The sequence below is a fragment of the Psychromonas sp. KJ10-2 genome (assembly GCF_047323255.1).
GTDB lineage: Bacteria > Pseudomonadota > Gammaproteobacteria > Enterobacterales > Psychromonadaceae > Psychromonas.
Genome location: NZ_CP178827.1, coordinates 1191616 through 1216536, shown reverse-complemented (window position 1 = coordinate 1216536; position 24921 = coordinate 1191616). Strand labels below are relative to the sequence as shown.

Genomic DNA, 24921 nt, shown 5'->3' with positions numbered 1-24921 from the left:
ATTTGGACTAGAAAGCGATTCGGTGTGCCTTTTTCTTTGGTTACTCTCTTTTGGGCACGCAAAAGAAAGTAACATGCCGTTAGGGCGGAAATCCAAAGCCGGAAATATCAATTCAACTTGATGAGCGAAGACGAACCAAAACTAAGAACTAAACCGCTTTAGTACACTTCAACATATAGTTTACATCTACATTCTTCGTGATCTTAAAATTACTCGCTAACGGGCTATATTCCACGCCACATAAATCATCACACTTTAACTGAGTGTTATCAATTGCGCTTAATAACTGAGAAGGGCGGATGAACTTTTCATATTCATGGGTGCCTTTTGGTACCCATTTTAACACATGCTCTGCCCCTAATATCATCATTAAGTAGGCTTTCCAGGTTTTATTGATGGTTGAAAAGTACACTGTGCCACCTGGTTTTACTAAGTCACAACAGGCTTGGATCACTGAGGCTGGATCTGGCACATGCTCTAACATCTCCATACAGGTCACTACATCAAACTGTTGTGCATTGGCTTCGGCAAACTGCTCGGCTGTGGTTTTCTTATAAGTGACTTTAGTTTCTGTTTCTAAGGCATGTAAACGCGCGATTTGTAACGAGGCGTGAGCCATATCGATACCCGTAACTTCTGCCCCTTTAATGGCCATGCTTTCTGCTAGGATACCGCCACCACAACCTACATCGACGATTTTTTTACCAAACAAACCTTGTACACCTTGTTCGATATATTCAAGACGAGTAGGGTTTAACATATGCAAAGGTTTGAAATCACCTTCTAAATCCCACCATTGTTCTGCCATTGCTGAGAATTTTTCAATCTCTTGTTGATCAACATTATTTTCTGAAATCAACTCTTCTGATGTTGCTTCTAACGCTGAAATGGTTGTTGGTGTGTTGTGATCCATGCTGTGTGCACCCTGTATGTGTTGTGGCAGATAAAAGTGGGCTAATGTCGTTGATTATTGCGTCATTTGACCTAGTAAACGATTATACCGTGATAATAATTCCGATGGGGAATTTTATTTTGCGACGCTGAGCGCTTTAATTTGAAAATTTAACTGTTTAAAAAATGAACGTTAAAACGATAAATGCCTCAAATTCGCCCATAAAACGATTCTCAGGCGATTTAGCTGCTTAAAAGCCTTTTGCTGAGATGCATTTGTGCTACTATCAATCTCTTACTAAATTCAGTCTATTTCCACTAAATTAAGGATTTAAGTTTCTATGAGCGAATTTGCCTCTGACGTTTCTCCAATTAATATTGAAGATGAATTAAAAAATTCTTATCTTGAATACGCTATGAGCGTGATCGTAGGGCGTGCCTTGCCCGATGTACGTGACGGTCTAAAACCAGTACATCGCCGTGTTTTATTTGCGATGAATATCTTACGTAATGATTGGAACAAACCTTATAAAAAATCAGCACGTGTTGTTGGTGATGTAATCGGTAAATACCATCCGCATGGTGACACGGCCGTATACGATACGATTGTTCGTATGGCGCAAGACTTCTCACTACGTTACATGTTGGTTGATGGTCAAGGTAACTTCGGTTCTGTTGATGGTGATAGCGCGGCAGCGATGCGTTATACAGAGATCCGTATGCAGAAGTTAGCACATGAATTATTAGCTGACTTAGAAAAAGAGACGGTTGATTACGTACCGAACTACGATGGTACTGAGTTCATTCCTGAAGTACTGCCTACAAAAATTCCAAACCTACTGATTAATGGTTCATCGGGTATTGCGGTAGGTATGGCAACTAATATCCCACCTCATAACTTGGGTGAAGTGATCAATGCATGTTTAGCCTTGATCAAAAATGAAGATATTACGATCCCTGAGTTAATTGAGCATGTTCCAGGACCTGATTTCCCAACAGCGGGTATTATCAATGGTCGTAAAGGTATTATCGATGCTTACACAACGGGCCGCGGTAAAATTAAAGTACGTGCTAAAGCGGAAGTTGAAGTTAATGAAAAAACCGGTCGTGAAACGATCGTAGTACATGAATTACCTTATCAAGTGAATAAAGCGCGTCTTATCGAAAAAATCGCTGAATTTGTAAAAGATAAGAAAATTGAAGGTATTAGTGCATTACGCGATGAGTCTGATAAAGACGGTATGCGTATGGTGGTTGAAGTTAAGCGTGGTGAAGTGGGTGAGGTTGTTTTAAATAACTTATACGCACAAACACAAATGCAGGTTACGTTTGGTATCAATGCTGTAGCACTTGACCATGGTCAGCCTAAATTATTCAACCTAAAAGAGATGTTAGAAGCGTTTATTCTGCATCGTCGTGAAGTGGTTACTCGCCGTACGGTATTTGAATTACGTAAAGCCCATGACCGTGCTCATATCCTTGAAGGTTTAGCAATTTCACTGGTTAATATCGAGGAGATCATTGAGTTAATTCGTCAATCTCCAACACCAGCTGAAGCTAAATTAGGTCTACAAGCACGTGGTTGGGATTTAGGCGCTGTTTCTTCTATGTTAGAAGCAAGCGGTGTTGATGCAGCTCGCCCAGATGGGTTAGCTGTTGAGTATGGTATCCGTGATAACCAATACTTTATGACTGAAATCCAAGCGCAAGCGATTCTTGATTTACGTTTACATAAATTAACCGGTCTTGAGCATGAGAAAATTTTAGGTGAGTACAAAGAGCTATTAGAAGTCATTGCTGCGCTATTGTTCATCCTTGAAAGTCCTGCTCGTTTGATGGAAGTGATCGAAGAAGAGTTAGAAGAAGTGCGTGATAACTTCGCTGATCCGCGTCGTACTGAGATTACTGAATCTGAAGCCGACCTATGTATGGAAGATTTAATCGTTGAAGAAGATGTGGTCGTCACACTGTCTCACGAAGGTTACGTTAAGTACCAACCTCTATCTGACTACGAAGCACAGCGTCGTGGCGGTAAAGGTAAAGCAGCGACTAAGATGAAAGATGAAGATTTCATTGAAAAACTATTAGTGGCAAGTACTCACGATACGATTCTATGTTTCTCTACACGCGGTCGTTTGTACTGGCTGAAAACATTCCAATTACCATTAGCGTCTCGTCAAGCTCGTGGTCGTCCAATTGTGAACATTTTGCCGCTTGAAGAGGGCGAACGTATTACTGCTATCTTGCCGGTACGTGAATATGAAGATGATAAATACGTATTCATGGCAACAGCAAACGGGACGGTTAAGAAAACTGCATTAAGTGCTTACAGCCGTCCACGTTCAAGTGGTCTGATTGCAATTAACTTAACTGATGATAACGAACTGATCGGTGTTGCATTAACTGACGGCACCAATGAAATCATGTTGTTCTCTGATGCAGGTAAAGTGGTGCGCTTTAAAGAAGCTGAAGAGAGTGAAGTGACTGATGAAGAAGGTAACGTTGTTTTAGATGAAAACGGTAACCCTGAAATCAAGTTCAAAGGTGTTCGTCCTATGGGTCGTACAGCAACCGGTGTTCGTGGTATTAAATTAAACGAAGGCGGTAAAGTTGTTTCATTGATCGTACCAAACGAAACGGGTCATATCTTAACAACCACTGAAAATGGTTACGGTAAACGTACTCCATTAGAAGATTACTCGTCTAAGAGCCGTGCAACGCAAGGTGTTATTTCAATCAAAGTCAGCGAACGTAACGGTAAAGTTGTGGGCGCGGTACAGGTTGATGAAAACGATGAAATCATGTTGATCTCTAACAAGGGTACATTAGTACGTACTCGTGTTTCTGAGGTATCAGTAGTGGGTCGTAATACACAAGGTGTTACGCTGATCCGTACGTCTGAAGATGAAAAAATCGTTGCACTACAACGTATTGATGAAATTAAAGATGTGCCTGTTTACGAAGATGAAGAAGGCGAAACAGCCGCTTCTGTAGAACAAGGTAGCACACCTGAAGCACCTGCTGACGTCGTTGATGAACAAGAGACTGACACAGCGGAGTAGTTAATATTTACAATTAATAAGCGGCTAGAGCCGCTTATTTTGTTTTAAGGGATATAAAAATGAGTAAGATTTATAATTTTTGTGCTGGCCCAGCAATGTTACCTGAAGCAGTAATGCAACAAGCACAAAGTGAATTTTGTAACTGGCAAGGCTCGGGTGTATCAGTGATGGAAGTCAGTCACCGTAGCCCTGAATATATCGCACTAGCTAAACAAGCAGAAGCCGATTTACGTGAGTTACTGTCAGTACCAGACAATTACAAAGTATTATTTTGCCAAGGTGGTGGACGTGGTCAATTTGCTGCGGTTCCACTTAACTTATTAGGTGAAAACCTAGATGCTGATTACATCCTGACGGGACAATGGTCTAAGTCTGCTGTGGTTGAAGCAAAGAAACACGCACGTATTAAAGAAACAGACATCATGACCACAACGGAAGACGGTAAAATTACTGTTAAACCTTGTGATGATTGGCCTGTTAACAGTGGTGCTGCTTACCTACATTACTGTCCAAATGAAACCATTGAAGGGATTGAAATTTTCGATGTACCTGTAACGGGTATTGTGCCGTTAGTGGCAGATATGAGCTCGACTATTTTATCTCGTCCATTGGACATCAGTAAGTTTGGTTTAATCTACGCCGGTGCCCAAAAAAATATCGGCCCATCTGGTTTAGCTATTGTTATTGTACGTGAAGACTTAGTGGGTAAAGCGCGTAAAGCGATTCCATCAATCTTTGATTACGAAATTCAAGCAAACGCTGATTCTATGTATAACACGCCGCCAACGTACTCATGGTATTTAGCGGGTTTGGTGTTTAAATGGTTATTAGCGCAGGGTGGCATTGCCGAAGTTGAGAAAAAGAATATTGCTAAAGCAGAACTCCTGTACAACGCCATCGATAGATCTCCTTTCTACAGCAATAACGTAGATAAAAGCGTACGTAGTCGTATGAACATTCCTTTCACCTTAGCCGATGATAGCCTTAATGAAACCTTCCTAAGCGAAGCGAAACAAGCTGGTTTATTAACGCTTAAAGGCCACAAACTAGTGGGTGGAATGCGTGCGAGTATTTATAATGCGATGCCAATTGAAGGTGTACAAGCCTTAGTTGATTTTATGGCTGAATTCGAAAAACGCTACGCATAATCTCGTCACAGAAGTGATTGAAAGGAAGTAAAATGAGTAATGATTTTTTAAGCTTGGCAAATACAGGCGTGCAAAAGTTGCGCCCGTACCAAGCAGGTAAACCAACTGATGAATTAGAGCGTGAGTTGGGATTAACCGATATTGTTAAGTTAGCCTCTAATGAAAATCCACTTGGATTGAGCGACTCAGTTAAAGCCGCATTACAACAAGAGTTAACGGAATTAACACGCTATCCAGATGCTAATGGTTATTACCTTAAACAGGCATTAGCTGATAAATATGCAGTGGCACTAAATCAAATTACCTTAGGTAACGGCTCTAACGATTTATTAGAACTGATTGCACGTGCTTTTGTGGATAATAGCCATGAAGTGATGTTTGCTGAGCATGCTTTTGTGGTTTACCCATTGGTAACGCAAGCCATTGGCGCAACTGCTGTGGTAGTAAAAGCAAAAGACTATGGTCACGATCTGGATGCGATGGCTGCGGCGATCACAGATAAAACCAAACTGATCTTTATTGCTAACCCTAATAATCCAACGGGTACTTTTTTAGAGCAAGATGAGATTAAAGGATTCTTGAAGCAGGTGCCAAGTAATGTGTTAGTGGTCTTAGATGAAGCGTATTTTGAATATGCATCAGCTGAGCGTCGTGGTAATGCGATTGCTTGGATCACTGAGTTTCCAAACCTGATTGTGACACGTACTTTCTCTAAAGCGTATGGCTTAGCTGGCTTGCGTGTCGGTTATAGCATTTCTCACCCAGATATTGCTGATATTTTAAATCGTGTACGTCAACCGTTTAACTGTAATGCTTTAGCATTAAAAGCAGCGGAAACTATCTTACAAGATGAGCAGTACCTAGCTGATAGTGTGCGCTTAAATGATGCGGGCATGAAAGACTTAAGTGCTTTTTTTGACGCAAATAATTTACAGTACATCCCATCAATGGGTAACTTTATTACGGTAAATGTTGGTCAGTCGGGCGATGAAGTTTACCAAAAACTCTTGCTAGAAGGGGTGATTGTAAGACCGATCACCGGTTATGGTTTACCACAACATTTACGTATTAGTATCGGTACGGATGCCGAGAATCAACGTTTTAAACAAGCACTCACCCGTGTTTTAAATTTGCAATAAGAGAAACAGATAGAATGAAACAGTTATTATTAAACCCGATTAAACAAGTCGATGGCGAGATTAATCTACCCGGTCAAAAAGCTTGTCAAACCGCGCATTATTATTAGCGGCACTGGCCGAAGGAACGACCACGTTAACTAACTTATTAGACAGTGATGATATTCGTCACATGTTAAATGCGTTAAAAAAGTTAGGCGTTAATTACACGCTTTCTGCTGATAAAAAGCAGTGTGTTGTAGAAGGTCTTGGTCGTGCATTCAATACCCAAGCGTTAGGTGATATTGAGCTTTTCTTAGGGAATGCGGGGACTGCGATGCGTCCTTTATGTGCTGCATTATGTTTAGGTCAAGGCGAATATACCTTGACGGGCGAACCACGTATGTTTGAACGTCCAATTGGTTCATTAGTTGACTCACTTAAGCAAGCTGGCGCAGATGTTACTTACTTAAAAGATGAAAACTACCCACCTTTAAAGATTAAAGGAACTGGCCTAAAAGGCGGTGAGATTAGTATTGATGGTAGTGTTTCAAGCCAATTCTTAACGGCATTTTTAATGTCTGCACCAATGGCTTCTGAAGATACAACGATTAACATTGTCGGTGAGTTAGTATCAAAACCTTACATTAAAATTACTTTACAAATCATGCAAGATTTTGGTGTTGAAGTAGAGAATGTTGATGGTGAATACCAGCGCTTTGTAATTAAAGGTGGTCAAACTTACCAAGCGGCAGGCAATTACCTAGTAGAAGGTGATGCTTCATCGGCTTCTTACTTTTTAGCGGCTGCGGCGATTGGCGGCGGTAGCATTAAAGTAACTGGTATTGGTAAAAAATCAGTACAGGGTGATATTCAGTTTGCTGATGCCTTAGAAGCGATGGGCGCAAATATTGAATGGGGCGATGATTACATTAAAGCCAGCAAAGGTCAGCTAAAAGCGATTGATATGGATATGAACCATATTCCTGATGCGGCGATGACCATTGCAGTTGCTGCTTTATTTGCTGAAGGGACGACTAAAATCACTAACGTTTATAACTGGCGTGTGAAAGAGACTGACCGTTTATATGCAATGGCAACGGAGCTACGTAAAGTGGGCGCTGAAGTGATTGAAGGCCATGACTTTATTGAAGTGACACCGCCTGCACAGCTTAAACATGCCGAGATTGATACCTATGATGATCACCGTATGGCGATGTGTTTTTCATTAGTGGCATTAAGCGATACACCTGTGACTATTAATGATCCTAAGTGTACGTCTAAAACGTTCCCTGATTACTTTGAAAAATTAGCAGCAGTGAGCCATTAAGATTATTAATGTATTAAAAACCTACTTCGGTAGGTTTTTTTATAACTAAAATTTCATCTGTTTTTGAACTACTTGTTCACTTAAAAGTAGAAACTATTTTTGTTTCTTTGTGTCTGTTTAGGTAGATTTGTCGATAGACATATTCAGATTGTTGCTGGTTGAAAAATAGACGGATAGTTGAATGTTATCTTGGTAACCCTTCGACGGTGATCAAAATAACTAATTTGTGCTCGCTAATACCAGTAAAAGCAAGCTTTTCACTTTCTTTTCTTGCTGTATTTTTAGCGGGTTGGTAGAGTACGCGAATTACTTTTATTCGCTTCTTTTGGAAATATTCATGTTTAAAATGTTCCGCGGTATGTTTTCTAACGATTTATCGATCGATTTAGGGACTGCAAATACCCTTATATACGTAAAAGACCAAGGTATAGTCTTGGATGAGCCTTCTGTAGTTGCAATTCGAATGGATAAAAATGGCAAAAGGGTTGCCGCTGTAGGTAGTGCTGCAAAGCAGATGTTAGGTAAAACACCTGGCAATATTCAAGCAATTCGTCCAATGAAAGACGGTGTCATTGCTGACTTCTATATCACTGAAAAAATGTTACAACATTTTATCAAACAAGTGCATAACAACAGCTTTATGCGTCCTAGCCCACGTGTTTTAGTATGTGTGCCTTGTGGTTCAACCCAAGTTGAGCGTCGTGCTATTCGTGAATCTGCAATGGGCGCAGGCGCACGCGATGTATTCTTAATTGATGAGCCAATGGCTGCGGCAATTGGTGCTGGCATGCCTGTATCTGAAGCAAAAGGTTCAATGGTTGTTGATATCGGTGGTGGTACTACTGAAGTCGCTGTTATCTCATTAAATGGTATCGTTTACTCTGCGTCTGTACGTATCGGTGGTGATAAATTTGATGAAGCAATCATCAACTATGTACGTCGTAACTACGGTTGTACAATTGGTGAAATTACCGCTGAACGTATCAAGCACAGCATTGCTATTGCTTACCCAATTGATGAAGTGAAAGAGATTGAAGTACGTGGTGTCAATGTCGCTGAAGGTGTGCCGCGTAGCTTTACGCTCAACAGCAATGAGATTTTAGAAGCATTACAAGAGCCATTGAGCGGTATTGTTTCAGCTGTGATGTTAGCACTAGAGAAAACTCCGCCAGAGCTTGCAGCTGATATCGCTGAGCAAGGTATGGTCCTAACAGGTGGTGGTGCATTATTATGCGAGCTTGACCGTCTGTTGTCTGAAGAATCTGGCATCCCAGTGATTGTTGCTGATGATCCTCTTACCTGTGTTGCACGTGGTGGCGGTATGGCATTAGAGATGATCGATACACATGGTGGTGATGTCTTTAACGGAGATTGATATCAATTAACGCAGGTTGATCCCTGCGTTAACATTCAATAGAAACCCCCATGAAACCAATTTTTACCCGCGGTCCTTCTTTCATACTTAGGCTATCCATTGTGATAGCCTGTTGTGTGGGATTAATGATCGCTGATAGTCAGTTCAATTTATTCTCTTCGGCTCGTGTCTACTTAAATTCGATTGTTTCACCTATCCAATATGTTGCTGATGCGCCACAGAAAATATTCAGTTCATTTTCTGAAAACATCATGACCAGACAAGCACTCGTCGACCGTAATCAACAATTAGAAAAAGACAATTTACACTTAAAAGCTGACCGCCTGTTATTAGGGCAGTTACAAAGTGAAAATAAACAACTTCGCCAACTGTTAAACTCAGAAAGAAAGTTTAAATATAAACGTATGATCACCGAGGTGATGAGTTTACGCTCAGACCCTTTCACACATCAGTTATTGATTGATAAAGGTGCATTAAACGGCGTGTATTTAGGCCAACCTGTAATTAATGAGCAGGGTGTGGTTGGACAAGTCTCACAAGTGGGTAGTACCACTAGTCGAGTGGTGTTAATTGTCGATGCAACACATGGTATTCCTGTGCGTGTACAACGTAATGATGTGATCGCAGTTGTCCATGGTAGTGGTGCTTGGGATCAACTGAAAGTCCCTTTTGTGCAAAGTAATGCCGACATCAAAGAGGGCGACTTGTTAGTCACCTCTGGTTTAGGTGGGCGTTTCCCTGCTGGTTATCCGGTGGCTAAAATTAGCCGTTTTGATTACCAAGAAGGTGAGTTATATGCGACGGTAACCGCAACACCAGTTGCTGACTTAGACAGAAGCCGCTACTTATTATTGCTATGGAATGATGATCCATTAGCTGATGCTGATTTAACATTAGACTCTCCGGAAGAATTCGATGCCCCTGTTGAATAGTTATAGAGTTATCTATCTGACTTTCTTTGTCTGTTTGGTGGCTGATATTTTTCCGCTGCCTATTATGTTTAATGCATTTCGTCCTAATTGGATGATTTTAGTGATTTTTTACTGGATTATTGCGCTACCGCATAGAGTGAACATCGGCCATGCCTTTATACTAGGTTTAATCTTGGATCTCATTATTAGGTTCAACATTAGGGACGCATGGTTTGCTGTTTTCATTGTTGGCGTATTTAACCAGTATCAATTTCCAACGTTTTCGTAACTTCACTTTAGTACAAACTACTTTATTGCTGGGGTTGTTTATCTTTATTGCGAAACTCGGGTTGTATTGGATAGCCTCCAGCATGCAGGAGATTATTTTACATCGTCCATATTTTTGGTCGATCTTTACTTCCATGTTGATTTGGCCTTGGTTCTTTCTATTTATGCGCTATCTGCGTGTTCGTTATAAGGTAAGTTAATGCCATTCAAACTATTACTAGCATCAGGCTCTCCACGTCGTGGTGAATTACTGTTACAAATTAACGTTGAGTATCAACGTATTAAAGCTGGCATCGATGAGACCCAACAGGTCGCTGAAAGTGCTGAGCATTATGTACAGCGATTAGCCTTAGAAAAAGCCTTAGCAGGTTTGCATAATAACAAACAGCAAGGTGTGGTGCTTGGTGCAGATACGATTGTGGTGTGCGATGGTATTGTGATGGAAAAGCCGCAGGATAAGTTGCATGCAAAACAGATGATGAATCGTTTATCAGGTAATACTCACCAAGTATTCACGGCAGTAGCGTTAGTCTCTGCGCAACAACAGGCAGTGCAACTGGTTACTACTGATGTAACCTTTAAAAACCTCAGTGATCAAGAAATCTCAGACTATTGGGAAACAGGCGAACCACAAGATAAAGCGGGTGGTTATGGCATTCAAGGAATTGCTGGGCAATTCGTAACGCATATATCCGGTAGTTATAGTGCTGTAGTAGGGTTGCCTCTCTACGAAACGGCACAACTTATTAAACGCTTTGAAGAGGCTTAACATGTCTGTTGAATTATTAATGAATATTACCCCAACTGAGACACGCGTTGCGTTGATCGAAGGGGGTGTTTTACAAGAGTTACATATAGAGCGTCAAGTCAGTAAGGGTATCGCAGGTAACATCTACAAAGGTAAAGTGACGCGCGTTTTACCCGGCATGCAAGCTGCGTTTGTTGATATTGGTTTAGAAAAAGCGGCATTTTTACATGCTTCTGATATCGACTTACATGCAGAATGTTTTACCGGTCCAGAAAAAGATAAACGTAAAGTGGCTGATATTTCTACCCTAGTGAGACCTGGCCAAAATATTATCGTGCAAGTGGTGAAAGACCCATTAGGAACAAAAGGTGCACGTTTAACTACGGATATTACTTTACCGTCACGTTATCTGGTATTTATGCCAGACACTACGCATGTGGGCGTTTCACAGCGTATTGAAAGCGCTGAAGAGCGTGAACGCTTAAAAAGTATCACCCAATCCTGCGTGGATGAGTTGGGTGGTTTTATCATTCGTACTGCTGCCGAAGGTGCGCCTGAAGCAGAGTTAAGAAACGATGCGGCTTTCTTGCAACGGGTTTGGCGAAAAGTGGTCACTCGTAAGCAACGTACCCAATCAAAAAACAAGATGCTTTATCAGGATTTAGGGTTAGCATTCCGTATTTTGCGTGACTTTGTGGGTAATGAAATCGACCGCGTACGTATTGACTCTAAATTAAGCTTTAAAGAGTTATCTAAATTCAGCGCTGATTTTGTACCTGAGTTAGAGGGTAAGGTTGAATATTATGATGGTGAGAGCCCAATCTTTGATCTTTTTGATGTTGAGAATGAAGTACAACGTGCGTTAAATCGTAAAGTAGAGTTAAAGTCAGGCGGTTATTTAATTATTGACCAAACCGAGGCGATGACCACGGTAGATATTAATACCGGTGCATTTGTTGGGCATCGTAACCTTGAAGAGACAATTTTTAATACGAATATTGAAGCGACTTTGGCGATTGCCCGTCAATTAAGGTTACGTAACTTAGGTGGCATTATCATACTCGATTTTATTGATATGAAGTCAGTAGAGCATCGTCGCCGAGTATTTAATAGTTTAGAAAAAGCCTTAGCAAAGGATCGTGTTAAAACGCATATTAATGATTTCTCGCCATTAGGCTTGATTGAGATGACACGCAAGCGCACCCATGAAAGCCTTGAACATATTTTCTGTGGCGAATGTCAAACCTGTAATGGTCGTGGTTATGTTAAAACCGTAGAAACCGTCTGTTATGAGATATTACGTGAAATATTACGTGTTGACCGTGCGTACTCTGCAGAACGTTTTTCTGTTTATGCCTCAGTTGCAGTGGCCGAAGCGTTAAAAGGGGATGAGTCTTATAACTTAGGTGAGTTGATTGTCTTTATGCAAAAACGCGTTGAAATTCATGCTGAGCCAATGTATGGACCTGAGCAGTTTGATGTAGTAATGAATTAGTTAAAGTGTGGTTAATTGCTTTTATATCAAAGCGTATTAATATTGATAACTACTCTCTTAATTGGTACTGGTAATGCAGTAAAAGGACGGTAAATGGGTTTTCATTTTTGAAACATTTTACTTTAAAGTGTATGAAATGCTTAGTAGTACTATTGGTCGTGACATTAATTGTCTTAGCCGTAGTACTCACGGCTGCTCGATTTGCCATCAATGGCGTTGAGGATTATAAAGCGCAACTGGTTGAGTGGGTCGCCGCTGAACATGATATTAATGTGGATGCCGATAAGGTATCTGCAGGGATCGATTTCTCTGGTTTAGTTTTAACCTTAAATAATGTTACCTTCACTGAAACCGAAGTATTGCCCTTCGAATTAAAAATTAATAACCTTTTTCTGCATTTAGACTTTCTAGAAAGCCTACAAAAGCAACAGCTTGTATTTAATGATATCTCTATTAAAGGCGCTGATTTACTGCTTAAATCCACCTTAAATACGGATGGTTTGGGACAGTTTTCCGATACAGAAGGTGACAGCGGTTCACAAGGTACTATTGATTCATTAAAGAATATTTTACTACTGCGTCTAAGCTCTTTTTCAATCACTGAGAGCCGCATTCGTTTTACCGATCATCTTTATAATCAAAAGACCATTTTAATCCAAGACCTCAGTTGGTTAAACGATGGTGAGCAACATCAAGGGGTAGGTAAGGCTTCATTACCTAATACTCTGGGTGACAATACATTAGAGTTTATTATTGATGTCACTGGTGACGCAGAAGATTCCCAAGACAAGTTAGTAGGTAGTTTATATGCTCATGCTGAAAACCTGAATGCCACTGAATATTTAAAACCTCAGGTTAACCCTGCCGCGGAGCTCGCTTCTGCAGTGGTATCATTCCGATTATGGAGTGACTTTGATGTTGATGGCTTCAAAAATATGCAGTTATTGTGGGATAACTCGGAAATCGCATGGACGATGTTAGGGGAGTCGGAAAGTTGGCAAATTAACGATGGCTCCATGCAATTTAGCTATGATAATGAGCATTGGTTATTTGATAGTTATGACCTTAATATTACCCATAATTATACCCCTTTACATGATGTACGTATTGCCGGACATGGTGACGTCGGACGTTTTGGTAAGTTCGACTTAAACGGGATTAATGTCAACGCTATCACTCCCTTTGCTTTACTCTTTTCCTCGCTCTCTGAGCAACAGCTTGAGTATGTTTCTGATTTAGAGGTGGGAGGTAAGTTAAGTCAATTTAATATGAGCTTTAACCCGATTGGGCAATTAACCGTTAACGCAAAGATTGATGGCTTTAGTAACCAAGCTAACGATATTATTCCTGGTATCAATAATGCTGATATTAAGGTGACAGCGGATCAAGATAGCGGTCATGCATCTATCTCATTACCACCACAAAGCATTAATTTTGATGGTCAATTCAACCGTGCAATGCCCTTACAAAAAGGGGAAATCGATTTACATTGGCATGTTGGTGAAACAGGGGTAACCCTTGCCAGTAACGGTGTAGAGATTGAAACCGACGATCTTAAAAGTACCTCTCAATTCTCTTTATTTTTCCCTAATCAAGAGCAACAAGATACTAGCCCCTATTTACGCTTGTATTCCTACGCATCCTTAAATGATGCGGGTAAAGCACAGCACTATTTACCGATTGAAGCGATGGGTGAGGGGGTCTTTAGTTATCTTCAGTCTGCCATTCAAGAAGGGACTGCAGATGGTGCGAAGATATTATGGGATGGACCATTAAGCGCTTATCCATTTAAAGATAATCAAGGTATTTTCCAAGCCTATGTGCCGCTTAAAAATGCACAGTATGACTTTTTTGGTGAATGGCATGGGTTATACGATTTAGACTTAGACCTATTATTTGAAAATGATGCCTTATACATGGATAGCAAAAAAGCTAAGTTAGGCAGTATGAAGATAGATAAACTATCGGCTAAGATTGCGCATCTTGCGAGTAATGGAGGGATTGAAATATCGGCGGAAATCGATCAAAAAGCCGATGCAATTATGCAATACCTAGTCAAATCACCGATTAAGGAGAGTCTGCAACAAGTTAATGATACGCTACAAATCAGCGATAACTTGCAAGGCACACTGGGTTTATCCATTCCTTTTGCAAAAGAAAACGGTGAAGTACAGGTTACAGGTGATTTTGAGCTGGCTGGTAATGATGTCAATATCAAACTCAGTGATACAACCAACTTGTTGTTAGAAAATACGCAGGGGAGTTTCAGCTTTACTGATGATCATTTTGAAGGGGATGGTTTAACTGCCAATTTACTTGAACAACCTGTTAATTTCTCCTTTTCCAGTGATGACAAAGAAGGTAAATACCAACTACTGGTCAGCCTGTTTGGTCAGTGGGATATGGGGAAACTAAGCCGCCATCAAGCGGATTTAGCATCACTTCAGTTAAGTGGTAACTTAGATTGGCAAGGACAAGTTAATTTTAGCCAAGAGCAAGGTAAGTATCAGTTTGGGGTGAATATTACGTCTCCTTTACAGGGTACTAAAATCAACTTACCTGCACCCTATAACAAAAATGCATTGCAGTCTTGGCCAAGTAAAGTGAATGTTAATGGCGACCAAGATGGAATACGTTGGGATGCGTTAATCTCCAATAAGTTAACCTCATTGGGTGAACTCCATTATCCAGATCAGCAACTACAACTTAAATACTTTTACTTAGGGTTAGGTGAGCAGTTAAGCCAACCTATTGATAAGAGTAAACAAGTAATACGCATTAATGAATCAAGAGTGAATTTAACGCCTTGGGTCACTGTCGTTAAAGATCACTTACAAAATCAATCGCAAACAGAGAGTGAGCAAGCATTAATACAGCTTGATCACCTTTATTTAAATGTAAAACATGCGGAGCTATTTGAACAACCCATTGTAAATTTAGCCGCTGATTTACAGCAGGGAGATAAGAAGCTTGGCATTAATGTGCAGGGTGATGATCTCCTCGCCAGCCTTGAATACCGTAAAGGGATACCAGATCGTTACGATATCAATATCCAAAATATGAACTTCCAATCTTTAGATATGCAAGCTGTAGAGGATACCTTTGCACAACCCGAGTCCTCGGCTTTAGCTGAGCCAAGTGATAACCTTCGTTTAGATTATCCGGAAGTCTTTTTAGACTGTGTCGTGTGTATCTATAATCAAATGTCATTCTCTCCGCTAAAAGTACATGTGTTTCCGAGTAAATCTCGATATAACATAGACTATGTGCAACTCGGTGAAAAAGAGCAGGCGACCACTATCTCTGGAGTATGGGATCAGCGCCGTACTAATATCATTTTTGATGCAAAGGGCAGTAGTAACACGAATATTGTTCGCCGTTTAGGTTATAAAAGCCCAATGAATTACCAACAGGGTGAACTAAGTGGCGCATTAAATTGGGTAGGTGCGCCTTGGCAATTTAACTTTGATTCTTTAGATGGTGATTTGGCTGTTGATGTAGAAAATGGGCAAATTACCGAAGTGGACGATAAAGGCGCTCGTCTATTAAGTTTTTTAAGTTTAGATGCGATACGTCGCAGTCTTAACTTAGAGTTTGATGATGTATTCTCTAAAGGCTTAGGGTTCGATACTATGTCTTTATCGGCGAAAATCAGCAACGGTATTCTAAAAAATGATGATTACTTTTTAGATGGTTCAGCGGGCAAAATATCCGGTGAAGGCTTAATTGATTTACCAAACTTAAATGTTAATTATCGTTTTAGTTACAGCCCTGCAGTTACCTCTAGCTTACCGGTATTAGCGGCCTTTGCGATTAACCCATTAACTGGTGCAGCGGTACTGATGCTGACCAAGATTCTGGAGCCTGTCGTCGATACCATTGTGCGTGTTGATTTTTCAGCAAAAGGACCTATCTCTGATCCTAAAATTACTATTGAAGATAGATTAAAAGGCTCAGTGAAGTTACAAAATAGTGAAGTATTAGAAAAGTTAGAAGATAACCAAGCTAATAACACAACTAAATAGCAGCTCTGCTAAGGAGTAATAAGATGAGTGATAATCATAAAACTTGCACGTTAACTGCGATTCAAATTATTAGCAGTGATTGTATCGAACATAATTTTGAGCAAGTAAAGGAACAACTTGATACATTAAGCTTCGACTCGGATAGTGAGCATCTTGTTTTATTACCTGAAAATGCGCTATGTTTTGGCGATCGTCAAGCCTATTTGTTAAAATCGGAAGCGTTAGGGGATGGTGTTGTACAGCGACGTTTAGCTGAGTTAGCCAGAGCCTATTCCTGTACTTTGATTTGCGGTAGTTTTCCCATTAAAAGTGAGCAAAGCGATAAAGTCTATACCACTTGCTTAGTCTATTCTGCACAAGGTCAGTTACTGGACCATTACCATAAAATTCATCTGTTTGATGCGGATGTAGAAGATGCACAGGGCGCTTATAGAGAGTCTGATACCTTCATTCCTGGGCAACAAGTGAAAGTAGTAGACTGTGGTTTTGCTAAAGTTGGTTTAGCAATATGTTATGATTTACGTTTTCCGGGATTATTTCAGCAGCTCAGAGAACAGGGTGCGGAGATTATTATCCTACCTGCTGCTTTTACCCAAGTAACGGGGGAAGCACACTGGCAAGCACTATTACAAGCGCGAGCCATTGAAACACAATGTTATATGTTAGCTGCTAACCAAGGTGGTGTGCATTTTGTTCATCAGCCGGAACATAAAACACGTCACACCTATGGGCATTCCATGATAGTGGATGCATGGGGTGCAGTTGTAACGCAATTAACAACGGGTAATGGCGTAGTACAGGCTGATTTTTCATTGCATGATGTTATTCAGATTAGAAAGAAAATGCCAGTGCAGCAACACAATCGATTTACTAGTATTTATAAATAAGGATCTTTAATGTCTTTTGAACAAGTCGTAGACAATTTTTTAGCCCCTGCAGAGATGCAAATTAGTGATCTCAGAATCACAGCTTAGCCAAATATCTGGAGCGCAAATTGATTACGCAGATTTTTATTTTCAAGCTAGCAGACATGAATCTTGGTTATTAGAAGATGGTATTGTCAAAGAGGGCAGTTATAACATCGAGAAAGGTGTTGGTATCCGCGCTGTTTCTGGAGAGAAAACAGGTTTTGCTTACTCTGACCAGATTTCTAAAAATGCCATTGCTGAAGCGGCTAACGCAGCAAAAAGCATTGCTAACTCAGGCCAAGAAAAAACCGTTAAGTTGATTATGCCTACGGCACAACCACTGTATTACGGTGCTGCTGATCCATTACAAAGTATGAGCCGTGATAAAAAAATCGAGCTGTTAAAACAGGTTGATAGTTTTGCCCGTGCTTTAGATCCTGCGGTAACTGAAGTGACTGTGTCATTAAATGCGGTTTACGAAGAGATATTAGTGGCAGCAAACGATGGGACTTTAGCATCGGATGTGCGCCCATTAATTCGTTTTAGCTGTTCTGTGTTAATTGAAAAGAACGGGAAACGCGAACGTGGTAGTGCAGGCGGTGGTGGTCGTTTTGATCTAGATTACTTCACTGATACACAAGAGGGTGAATTAAAAGCCTTTGGTTATGCTCGTCAAGCGGTGCGTCAAGCACTGATTAATATTGAAGCTGTTGCTGCACTCGCTGGCGCAATGCCGGTTATCGTTGGCGCTGGTTGGCCAGGTGTATTATTACATGAAGCAGTAGGTCATGGTTTAGAAGGTGACTTTAACCGTAAAGGCTCTTCAGCATTTTCTGGTAAAATTGGTCAACAGGTTGCGTCTAAACATTGTACTGTTATCGATGATGGTAGTATTGCTGACCGTCGTGGCTCAGTTAACATTGATGATGAAGGAACTAAAGGTCAACGCAATGTGTTGATTGAAAATGGTATTTTAAAAGGTTACATGCAAGATAAATTAAACGCGCGTTTAATGGGGGTTGACCCAACCGGTAACGGGCGTCGTGAATCTTATGCGCATTTACCTATGCCACGTATGACCAATACCTTTATGTTAAATGGTGAATACCAACATGAAGAGTTAATTGAAAGCGTTAAAAAAGGCATCTACGCGCCTAACTTCGGTGGTGGTCAAGTGGATATTACCTCGGGTAAATTTGTGTTCTCTGCCTCTGAAGCTTACTTGATTGAAGATGGTAAAATTACTGCACCAATCAAAGGAGCGACATTAATCGGTAATGGTTTTGATGCGATGCAACAAATTTCCATGGTAGCCAATAATATGTGTTTAGACCCAGGTGTTGGTGTCTGTGGTAAAGAGGGACAAAGCGTACCTGTTGGTGTGGGACAACCTTCTCTAAAAATTGATCAATTAACGGTCGGTGGTACTAATTAATTTGGGTAAATCTTTCCTTTGAATAATGCCTTTAAATAACAGCTATAAAAAAGCCAGAATAATGATTATTCTGGCTTTTTAGTTTTATAGCAATGATTAGTGCGATTGCTACATTTATAAACAGTGAGTTTTTAAGTAGATAAATAACTCTTTAGCTGTTTTAGCTGGTTTCTCTAGCTTCTTCTCTTTATTCGCTTGGCGTACCAATTGACGTAGCTTTTGACGCTCAAGTTGTGGGTACATCTCTAATGCATCATTGATTTTTGGATCACCTAGTTCAATCATCTGCTCTGTTAACAACTCAAGGTGAGCAATTGCATGAGTACGCTTACGATTGTTATCGTTTAAGATATCTAACTTAGCGGTGATTTTTTCCATATCTTCAGTACGTAATACTTTACCGATATACTGTAACTGTCTACGTAATGCTTCATGTTTATTAGCAATTTTATGAGCTACTTTGATCCCTTCCATTAAGGTATCGCTTGCAGGGATTTGTGCAAGTTGCTTAGCATTTAATGCCACAAGTTGACGACCAATATCCTTTAAAGCTTCTGCTTCACGTTTGATTTGCGACTTACTGATCTCTTCTTCTTCGAGTATTTCTTCAACTTTTTTATTCATAGCTTTTGGTCTATCACGTTAGGGATTAAATAATTATGCGCATCATAACATCATCACAAGATGCTTACCTTAATCCATGTTATTATTTCTTATCTTAAATTTATTTACCTTGTGGTGCTTGAACATGATTGAACAGAAACAGTTACTTGAAAAGGCCGTGAACACGGCGCTTAATATTGCCAATGACTTAGGGGTGAGCCAAGCTGAAGTCGCTTTAGGAAAAAGTGCAGGTATTTCAGTTAATACACGTTTAGGTGAAGTGGAAAATATTGAGTTTAATCATGATGGTGCAATGGGTATCAGTGTGTATATCGATCATCGTAAAGGCAGTGCATCAACGGCTGATTTAAGTGAAGAAGCGATTGCTGCGAGTGTTAAAGCGGCTGTGGATATTGCTAAATACACTAGCCAAGACCCTTATGCAGGGTTATTAGATAAGCAATACTTAGAAACCAACCCACTGGATTTGGACCTGTACCATCCAAGCGATAAAAACACCGATGAATTATTAGCATTAGCTAAACAGTGTGAAGATATAGCGTTAAATACAGATAAACGTATTGTAAATTCAGATGGCGCAGGCATGAATAGCCACACTAGTTTGCAGGTTTACGGAAACAGTAATGGCTTTTTAGAGAGTTATGCGAGTAGTCGCCATAGTTTAAGCTGTGTATTGATTGCCCAAGAAAATGATGAGATGCAACGTGATTACAGCTATACCAGCGCACGTGATATGGATGATCTTTATTCAGCGCAATGGGTTGCAGATCAAGCGGTATCAAGAACCATTGACCGTTTAGGTGCACGTAAGATTAAAACACAAGAAAGCCCAGTGGTTTTTTGCCCGGAAATGGCCAGTGGTTTATTTGGGCATTTAGTAAGTGCAATCAGTGGTGCAAGTTTATATAAGAAATCATCTTTCCTATTAGACTCTATTAATACGCAAGTGTTCCCTGATTGGATGTCAATCACAGAAGACCCGCATATTGTTAAAGGCATTGCCAGCTCGCCTTTTGATAACGAAGGTGGCCGGACGGTAAAGCGTGATATTATCAATAATGGTTTCTTAGAAACTTATCTATTAACCGGTTACGCTTCACGCAAAATGGGCTTACCAAGTACGGGTCATGCTGGCGGTATCCACAACTGGTTTGTTAAAAATAATGGCTTAGATTTAGCGGGTATCCTAAAAGAGATGGGCACAGGTTTATTTGTGACTGAATTAATGGGGCAGGGGGTAAACATGGTGACCGGTGATTACTCACGTGGTGCTGCTGGTTTCTGGGTAGAGAATGGTGTGATCAGTTACCCTGTCCATGAGATAACCATCGCAGGTAATCTGAAAGAGATGTTTATGGACATCAGCGCAATTGGCTCTGATATCGATCCAAGAAGTAGTTTAAAAACAGGCTCTATCTTAATTAAGAAGATGAAAATAGCTGGCGAATAAGTAATACCAATCATAGTAAGTAACTGATCTATTTTACTTGTTAAAACAACTTATTTTTTCGTTGTAAGTTTCGTATAGGGAACAACCATTTACATCAACTTACGCCTCAAACTAAGCCATTTTTCCGGCGCAAAATTTAGATCAGTTATTTAATACAATTGGTATAATTAATATCTAACGTGATTGATATAATTAACTCTCGAAAATTAAAAAGCCCAATGTTAGTGATAACATTGGGCTTTTTGTTCGCTATTTAATTACTTAATCAGTTATTTAGCTATTTAGTATGAATGATGTAGGCTTTTTCATAGTCTGCTCGAATCTCTGAAAGTAGTCTATCCGCTTTACGTTGACTGCTTAATGGGCCAACTCTTAGGTAATACAGGTCACCTTTTTGCTCAAAGTAGGTCATCACATGATATTTGTGAGTGGCTTTTTGAGTGAGTTGCTCTGCTTTTTCGGGGCTTGAGGTCACCAAGTATTGAATACTATAATTGCCATCCACTGCTTCACTTTGTTCTTCATAAAGTGTGGAAGTGTCAGTTTCTTCAGGGAAGTGCAGTAGTTTAATCTCAACCTGTCCTGTGCCCGCTTTAATAATATCTAGTTTATCAGCCGCAGCATAAGAAAGGTCGATGATACGACCTTCATGGAAAGGACCACGGTCATTCACACGGACGATGATCTGTTTATTATTTTCTAAGTTAGTGACTTGCACATAACTGGGCAATGGTAAGTTTTTATGTGCCGCACTCATGGAGAACATATTGTAGCGTTCGCCGTTAGAGGTTAGGTGACCATGAAACTTATTACCGTACCAAGAGGCACCACCACGTTGTGTCAATTTGGTAATATCACGCCATACTTCATAATCAACACCACGTACCGTGTAATCTTTATTACCACCACGCGAATAGGGTTCATAACGTGGCACTGCATCTTCAACATTGTCTAGCGGTGGGATCTCTGCAGGAGCATGATCTTGGCTATATTGGTAACGACCATTAGCAGTATCTTGGTTGTTAGTATTGTCCGTTTTTGCTGTTTCATTGCTACTACATGCTGCTAAAAATAGGGCAACAAAACATAAGGTGATCAGGTGTTTTATCATATAACTACCGCTTAATATTAAATCGTTTATGCGTATGGATTGACATTAAAATACCAAATCCTGCAAGTAAAGTTACAATCGAGGTACCACCAAAGCTCACTATCGGCAATGGGACACCTACAACAGGTAATAAACCACTTACCATGCCTATATTTACAAAAACATAAACAAAGAAGGTCAGTGTGATACTTCCTGCGATCAGTTTAGTGAAAGCATCCTGTGCTTGATTTGCAATGATCAAACCACGTGTTATCAGGAAGATATAAATGCTTAACAGGAGTAGGACACCAACAAATCCAAATTCTTCTGAAAAAACTGAAAAAATAAAATCGGTATGGCGTTCAGGCAAAAATTCCAGTTGTGATTGTGTGCCATGCATCCAACCTTTACCCCACAGTCCACCGGAGCCGATGGCTATTTTCGATTGGATAATATGGTAACCCGCACCTAGAGGATCAGCCTCTGGATTTAATAGCGTTAATACTCGCCCTCGTTGATAATCGAGCATCAAGAAAAACCATAAAATAGGAATAAAAGCTAATACCGCTGCTACGGCTAGGCCGATATATATCCAAGAAACACCCGATAAAAACAACACAAATATCCCTGAAGAGGCTACTAGAATAGAGGTGCCTAAGTCAGGTTGTTTAGCGATTAATAAGGTTGGGATAACCACTATAAGTAATGCAATAAAGGCTTGTCTAAAGCGTGTTGGCATGGTGAACTGACTAATATAATAGGCGACCATTAACGGCATGATCAGCTTCATTACTTCTGAGGGTTGGAACTTAGTAAAGCCTAAGTCTAACCAACGTTGTGCACCTTTACCGGTATGACCAATGACTAATACTGCAATTAATAGTAGCACACTGACCAGGAAGATTGCGGGTGTCCAGCGTTGGTACCATTCAGGCGGTATTTGTGCGATAAAAATCATCGCCGCAAGGGCTATCGCTAAGCGAGTAACCTGACGATATAGCATATCCAAGCCACCCACAGAATATAATACAGTTAAGCTGATGCTCATTAAGGCAAACAGACCCAATAGTAAATAAGGGTCGATATGCAAACGGTAAAAAATGCTTTTTGAGCTTGAGTACTAACCATATTTACTGATCCGCTGAAGAGGTGGTTGGTATAGGTGACACTTGTTCTTCTCTTTAAAGTATTCATCAAATAGTGCACGGGCAATAGGGGCCGCGTTGGTACTACCGCCACCGGCATTCTCTAATACTACGGTTGCTACAATTTCAGGTGACTCAAAAGGGGCAAAGGCAATAAACATGGCGTTATCACGATGACGTTCACTGATTTTATCTGCATCATAAACTTCATCTTCTTTAATGTTAATGACCTGTGCAGTACCCGATTTACCAGCCACTGTATAATCTGCATCGCCAAAACTACGGTAAGCGGTACCACGACGTTTACTGGTTACACCTTGCATCGCTTCTAATGCTATCTCCCAGTAGCGTTCACTAGCCAATGTTACTTTCTTACTGGTATCGTATTTAGGTGTCACTGTTTCATCAGCTGAAATAATAGACTGCAAAATATGCGGTTTAATATTATCACCACGACGCGCTAACATAGCAGTTGCTTTAGTTAACTGAATAGGCGTTACTGTCCAGTAACCTTGACCAATACCAATCGAGATAGTGTCACCATCATACCAAGGTTGATTAAAACGAGAGCGTTTCCAATCACGAGATGGCATGATCGCTTTAGTCTCTTCTGCGAGATCTAATCCACTGTATTCACCAAAACCAAATAAACGCATAAAGGGCTCAATACGATCAATACCTAGTTTATAAGAAGTATCGTAGAAGAAAGTATCACAACTTTGCTCGATAGCATGAAATACATCAACTAAACCATGACCCCAACGTTTCCAGTCACGGAAGCGGCGTTTTGAGTTAGGTACTATCCACCAACCTGGATCGTAAACTTGAGTTTCTTCGGTGATCACTTTTTCATCTAAGGCTAATAGTGCCATTTGTGGTTTGATCGTTGAAGCTGGCGGGTAACGACCCTGTGTTGCTCGGTTGATCAATGGACGATCTCGAGATTCTAATAAAGCTTGATATTGTTTTTGACTGATTCCAGTTACAAATAAGTTAGGATCGTAGCTTGGTGCAGAAACAAGGCTTAAGATTGATCCATTTCTTGCATCCATTAAAATAATGCTACCGCGGTTATCACCAAGTAACTCTTGGGCTTTTAGCTGTAAATTAATATCAATATTAAGCTTTATATCTTTACCAGGTGTGGGGGCGGTAAAGCTCAAAGTACGGATAACCTTACCCCAGCTATCTACCTCTACTTGGCGTTGTCCTGGTTGACCATGCAATATATCTTCGTAATATTTCTCAATACCTAGCTTACCAATGTAGTGAGTACCTTGGTATCGTGCTCGTTCACCCTTTGCTTCAATTTTTTCTAAATCGCGGTTATTGATTTTAGCAATGTAACCCAATACATGAGTAAAGGCGTTACCAAACGGATAGTAACGTTTTAAACTCGCTTGGATCGAAAAGCCTTTGAAAAGATGTTGGTTAACCGTAAATAGTGCCACTTCTTCGGGGGTCAGTTGGTCACGTATGGTGATTGCTTTGAAGGAGCGAGAGTAGCGGTTATTTTTATTAAATTTCTCGATTTCGTCATCGGTTAAGGAGAGGAGTTTGGTTAAACGCTTAATATCATTTTTCAAGTCATTGGCTTTATTCGCGATAACTTGCAGACTATATACCGGACGGTTCTCAGCTAAAATAACGCCATTTCGATCGTAGATTAAACCTCGGTTTGGTGGGACGGTCTGTACGCTGATTCGGTTGGCATTGGAGCGTGTTTTATAAGTATCAAAGGAGTTTATTTGCAGGTAATACAGGTTGGTAAATAAAATGCCTACGGCAAATAAGATCCCTAAGAAAACCACAATGGTTCTGCGCATGAAGAGGGCAGATTCAGCACTGTGGTTACGGATGCTATTACGTTTTCTTTTCACC

18 protein-coding genes and 1 pseudogene are annotated in these 24921 nt (G+C 40.4%); 14 read left to right on the top strand and 5 right to left on the bottom strand.

What is annotated here, in order from left to right; genetic code table 11:
• Positions 1 to 148: 148 nt before the first annotated feature.
• Positions 149 to 808 carry a bifunctional 2-polyprenyl-6-hydroxyphenol methylase/3-demethylubiquinol 3-O-methyltransferase UbiG gene (ubiG, locus tag ACLKL2_RS05890; protein WP_413694263.1) on the bottom strand — a complete coding sequence of 220 codons (660 nt, stop codon included), beginning with the start codon at positions 806 to 808 and terminating at the stop codon, positions 149 to 151.
• A 424-nt stretch (positions 809 to 1232) separates the two neighbouring features.
• On the opposite strand from ubiG, the gene gyrA reads away from it, so the two are divergent.
• The 13 genes and pseudogenes from gyrA (at position 1233) to tldD (ending at position 18731) form a co-directional block, all read left to right on the top strand.
• Complete coding sequence (gyrA, locus tag ACLKL2_RS05885; protein WP_413693710.1) at positions 1233 to 3953, top strand: DNA topoisomerase (ATP-hydrolyzing) subunit A; 2721 nt, start codon at positions 1233 to 1235, stop codon at positions 3951 to 3953.
• 59 nt (positions 3954 to 4012) lie between these two features.
• A complete protein-coding gene (gene serC / locus ACLKL2_RS05880) occupies positions 4013 to 5101 on the top strand; it encodes a 3-phosphoserine/phosphohydroxythreonine transaminase (RefSeq protein WP_413693709.1) in 1089 nt (362 codons plus the stop codon).
• A gap of 32 nt (positions 5102 to 5133) precedes the next feature.
• On the top strand, positions 5134 to 6240 hold the full coding sequence (gene hisC / locus ACLKL2_RS05875; RefSeq protein WP_413693708.1) for a histidinol-phosphate transaminase: 1107 nt from the start codon (positions 5134 to 5136) through the stop codon (positions 6238 to 6240).
• A gap of 14 nt (positions 6241 to 6254) precedes the next feature.
• Positions 6255 to 7546: pseudogene (aroA, locus tag ACLKL2_RS05870) on the top strand (3-phosphoshikimate 1-carboxyvinyltransferase).
• Positions 7547 to 7883: 337 nt separating this feature from the next.
• Positions 7884 to 8921, top strand: a complete 1038-nt coding sequence (locus ACLKL2_RS05865) for a rod shape-determining protein (RefSeq protein WP_113819585.1) — start codon at positions 7884 to 7886, stop codon at positions 8919 to 8921.
• Between the two features lie 50 nt (positions 8922 to 8971).
• The gene (mreC, locus tag ACLKL2_RS05860; RefSeq protein ID WP_113819586.1) at positions 8972 to 9853 is read left to right on the top strand and encodes a rod shape-determining protein MreC; all 882 of its coding nucleotides are present in this window, start codon (positions 8972 to 8974) and stop codon (positions 9851 to 9853) included.
• On the top strand, positions 9837 to 10121 hold the full coding sequence (gene mreD, locus ACLKL2_RS05855) for a rod shape-determining protein MreD (RefSeq protein WP_413693707.1): 285 nt from the start codon (positions 9837 to 9839) through the stop codon (positions 10119 to 10121). Before mreC ends, mreD (ACLKL2_RS05855) begins: the two co-directional genes overlap by 17 nt.
• Positions 10066 to 10320 carry a rod shape-determining protein MreD gene (gene mreD, locus ACLKL2_RS05850; protein WP_413693706.1) on the top strand — a complete coding sequence of 85 codons (255 nt, stop codon included), beginning with the start codon at positions 10066 to 10068 and terminating at the stop codon, positions 10318 to 10320. Before mreD (ACLKL2_RS05855) ends, mreD (ACLKL2_RS05850) begins: the two co-directional genes overlap by 56 nt.
• The gene (locus tag ACLKL2_RS05845) at positions 10320 to 10889 is read left to right on the top strand and encodes a Maf family protein (protein WP_413693705.1); all 570 of its coding nucleotides are present in this window, start codon (positions 10320 to 10322) and stop codon (positions 10887 to 10889) included. The genes mreD (ACLKL2_RS05850) and ACLKL2_RS05845 overlap by 1 nt, the downstream gene beginning before the upstream one ends.
• Before the next feature lies 1 nt (position 10890).
• Entirely contained in the window at positions 10891 to 12363 is a 1473-nt protein-coding gene (gene rng, locus ACLKL2_RS05840) for a ribonuclease G (protein WP_113819589.1), read from the top strand.
• A gap of 107 nt (positions 12364 to 12470) precedes the next feature.
• Complete coding sequence (locus ACLKL2_RS05835) at positions 12471 to 16388, top strand: YhdP family protein (RefSeq protein WP_413693704.1); 3918 nt, start codon at positions 12471 to 12473, stop codon at positions 16386 to 16388.
• Between the two features lie 23 nt (positions 16389 to 16411).
• A complete protein-coding gene (locus ACLKL2_RS05830) occupies positions 16412 to 17275 on the top strand; it encodes a carbon-nitrogen hydrolase family protein (RefSeq protein WP_413693703.1) in 864 nt (287 codons plus the stop codon).
• Between the two features lie 64 nt (positions 17276 to 17339).
• Positions 17340 to 18731, top strand: a complete 1392-nt coding sequence (gene tldD / locus ACLKL2_RS05825; RefSeq protein WP_413693702.1) for a metalloprotease TldD — start codon at positions 17340 to 17342, stop codon at positions 18729 to 18731.
• Positions 18732 to 18845: 114 nt separating this feature from the next.
• On the opposite strand, the gene yjgA is transcribed toward tldD, so the two are convergent.
• A complete protein-coding gene (gene yjgA / locus ACLKL2_RS05820) occupies positions 18846 to 19355 on the bottom strand; it encodes a ribosome biogenesis factor YjgA (RefSeq protein WP_113819593.1) in 510 nt (169 codons plus the stop codon).
• 124 nt (positions 19356 to 19479) lie between these two features.
• Between yjgA and pmbA the strand changes: the two genes are divergently transcribed.
• Positions 19480 to 20805 (top strand): metalloprotease PmbA, encoded by a 1326-nt coding sequence (gene pmbA, locus ACLKL2_RS05815; RefSeq protein ID WP_413693701.1) that lies wholly within the window; start codon positions 19480 to 19482, stop codon positions 20803 to 20805.
• A gap of 277 nt (positions 20806 to 21082) precedes the next feature.
• Here pmbA and ACLKL2_RS05810 read toward each other — a convergent pair whose 3' ends face one another.
• From ACLKL2_RS05810 to mrdA, 3 genes are read right to left on the bottom strand one after another with little or no spacing between them, the layout of a single operon-like run.
• On the bottom strand, positions 21083 to 21916 hold the full coding sequence (locus ACLKL2_RS05810) for a septal ring lytic transglycosylase RlpA family protein (protein ID WP_113819521.1): 834 nt from the start codon (positions 21914 to 21916) through the stop codon (positions 21083 to 21085).
• A gap of 4 nt (positions 21917 to 21920) precedes the next feature.
• Positions 21921 to 22997 (bottom strand): rod shape-determining protein RodA, encoded by a 1077-nt coding sequence (gene rodA, locus ACLKL2_RS05805; RefSeq protein WP_413694262.1) that lies wholly within the window; start codon positions 22995 to 22997, stop codon positions 21921 to 21923.
• An 18-nt stretch (positions 22998 to 23015) separates the two neighbouring features.
• On the bottom strand, positions 23016 to 24920 hold the full coding sequence (gene mrdA, locus ACLKL2_RS05800; RefSeq protein ID WP_413694261.1) for a penicillin-binding protein 2: 1905 nt from the start codon (positions 24918 to 24920) through the stop codon (positions 23016 to 23018).
• Position 24921: the final 1 nt, after the last annotated feature.

Coding starts and splice junctions, on each gene's coding strand:
- mreC (WP_113819586.1), top strand. CDS start 8,972: ATGAAACCAATTTTTACCCGCGGTCCTTCTTTCATACTTAGGCTATCC.
- yjgA (WP_113819593.1), bottom strand. CDS start 19,355: ATGAATAAAAAAGTTGAAGAAATACTCGAAGAAGAAGAGATCAGTAAG.
- ACLKL2_RS05810 (WP_113819521.1), bottom strand. CDS start 21,916: ATGATAAAACACCTGATCACCTTATGTTTTGTTGCCCTATTTTTAGCA.
- hisC (WP_413693708.1), top strand. CDS start 5,134: ATGAGTAATGATTTTTTAAGCTTGGCAAATACAGGCGTGCAAAAGTTG.
- ubiG (WP_413694263.1), bottom strand. CDS start 808: ATGGCAGAACAATGGTGGGATTTAGAAGGTGATTTCAAACCTTTGCAT.
- mreD (WP_413693707.1), top strand. CDS start 9,837: ATGCCCCTGTTGAATAGTTATAGAGTTATCTATCTGACTTTCTTTGTC.
- serC (WP_413693709.1), top strand. CDS start 4,013: ATGAGTAAGATTTATAATTTTTGTGCTGGCCCAGCAATGTTACCTGAA.
- ACLKL2_RS05845 (WP_413693705.1), top strand. CDS start 10,320: ATGCCATTCAAACTATTACTAGCATCAGGCTCTCCACGTCGTGGTGAA.
- ACLKL2_RS05865 (WP_113819585.1), top strand. CDS start 7,884: ATGTTTAAAATGTTCCGCGGTATGTTTTCTAACGATTTATCGATCGAT.
- pmbA (WP_413693701.1), top strand. CDS start 19,480: ATGATTGAACAGAAACAGTTACTTGAAAAGGCCGTGAACACGGCGCTT.
- gyrA (WP_413693710.1), top strand. CDS start 1,233: ATGAGCGAATTTGCCTCTGACGTTTCTCCAATTAATATTGAAGATGAA.
- rng (WP_113819589.1), top strand. CDS start 10,891: ATGTCTGTTGAATTATTAATGAATATTACCCCAACTGAGACACGCGTT.
- ACLKL2_RS05830 (WP_413693703.1), top strand. CDS start 16,412: ATGAGTGATAATCATAAAACTTGCACGTTAACTGCGATTCAAATTATT.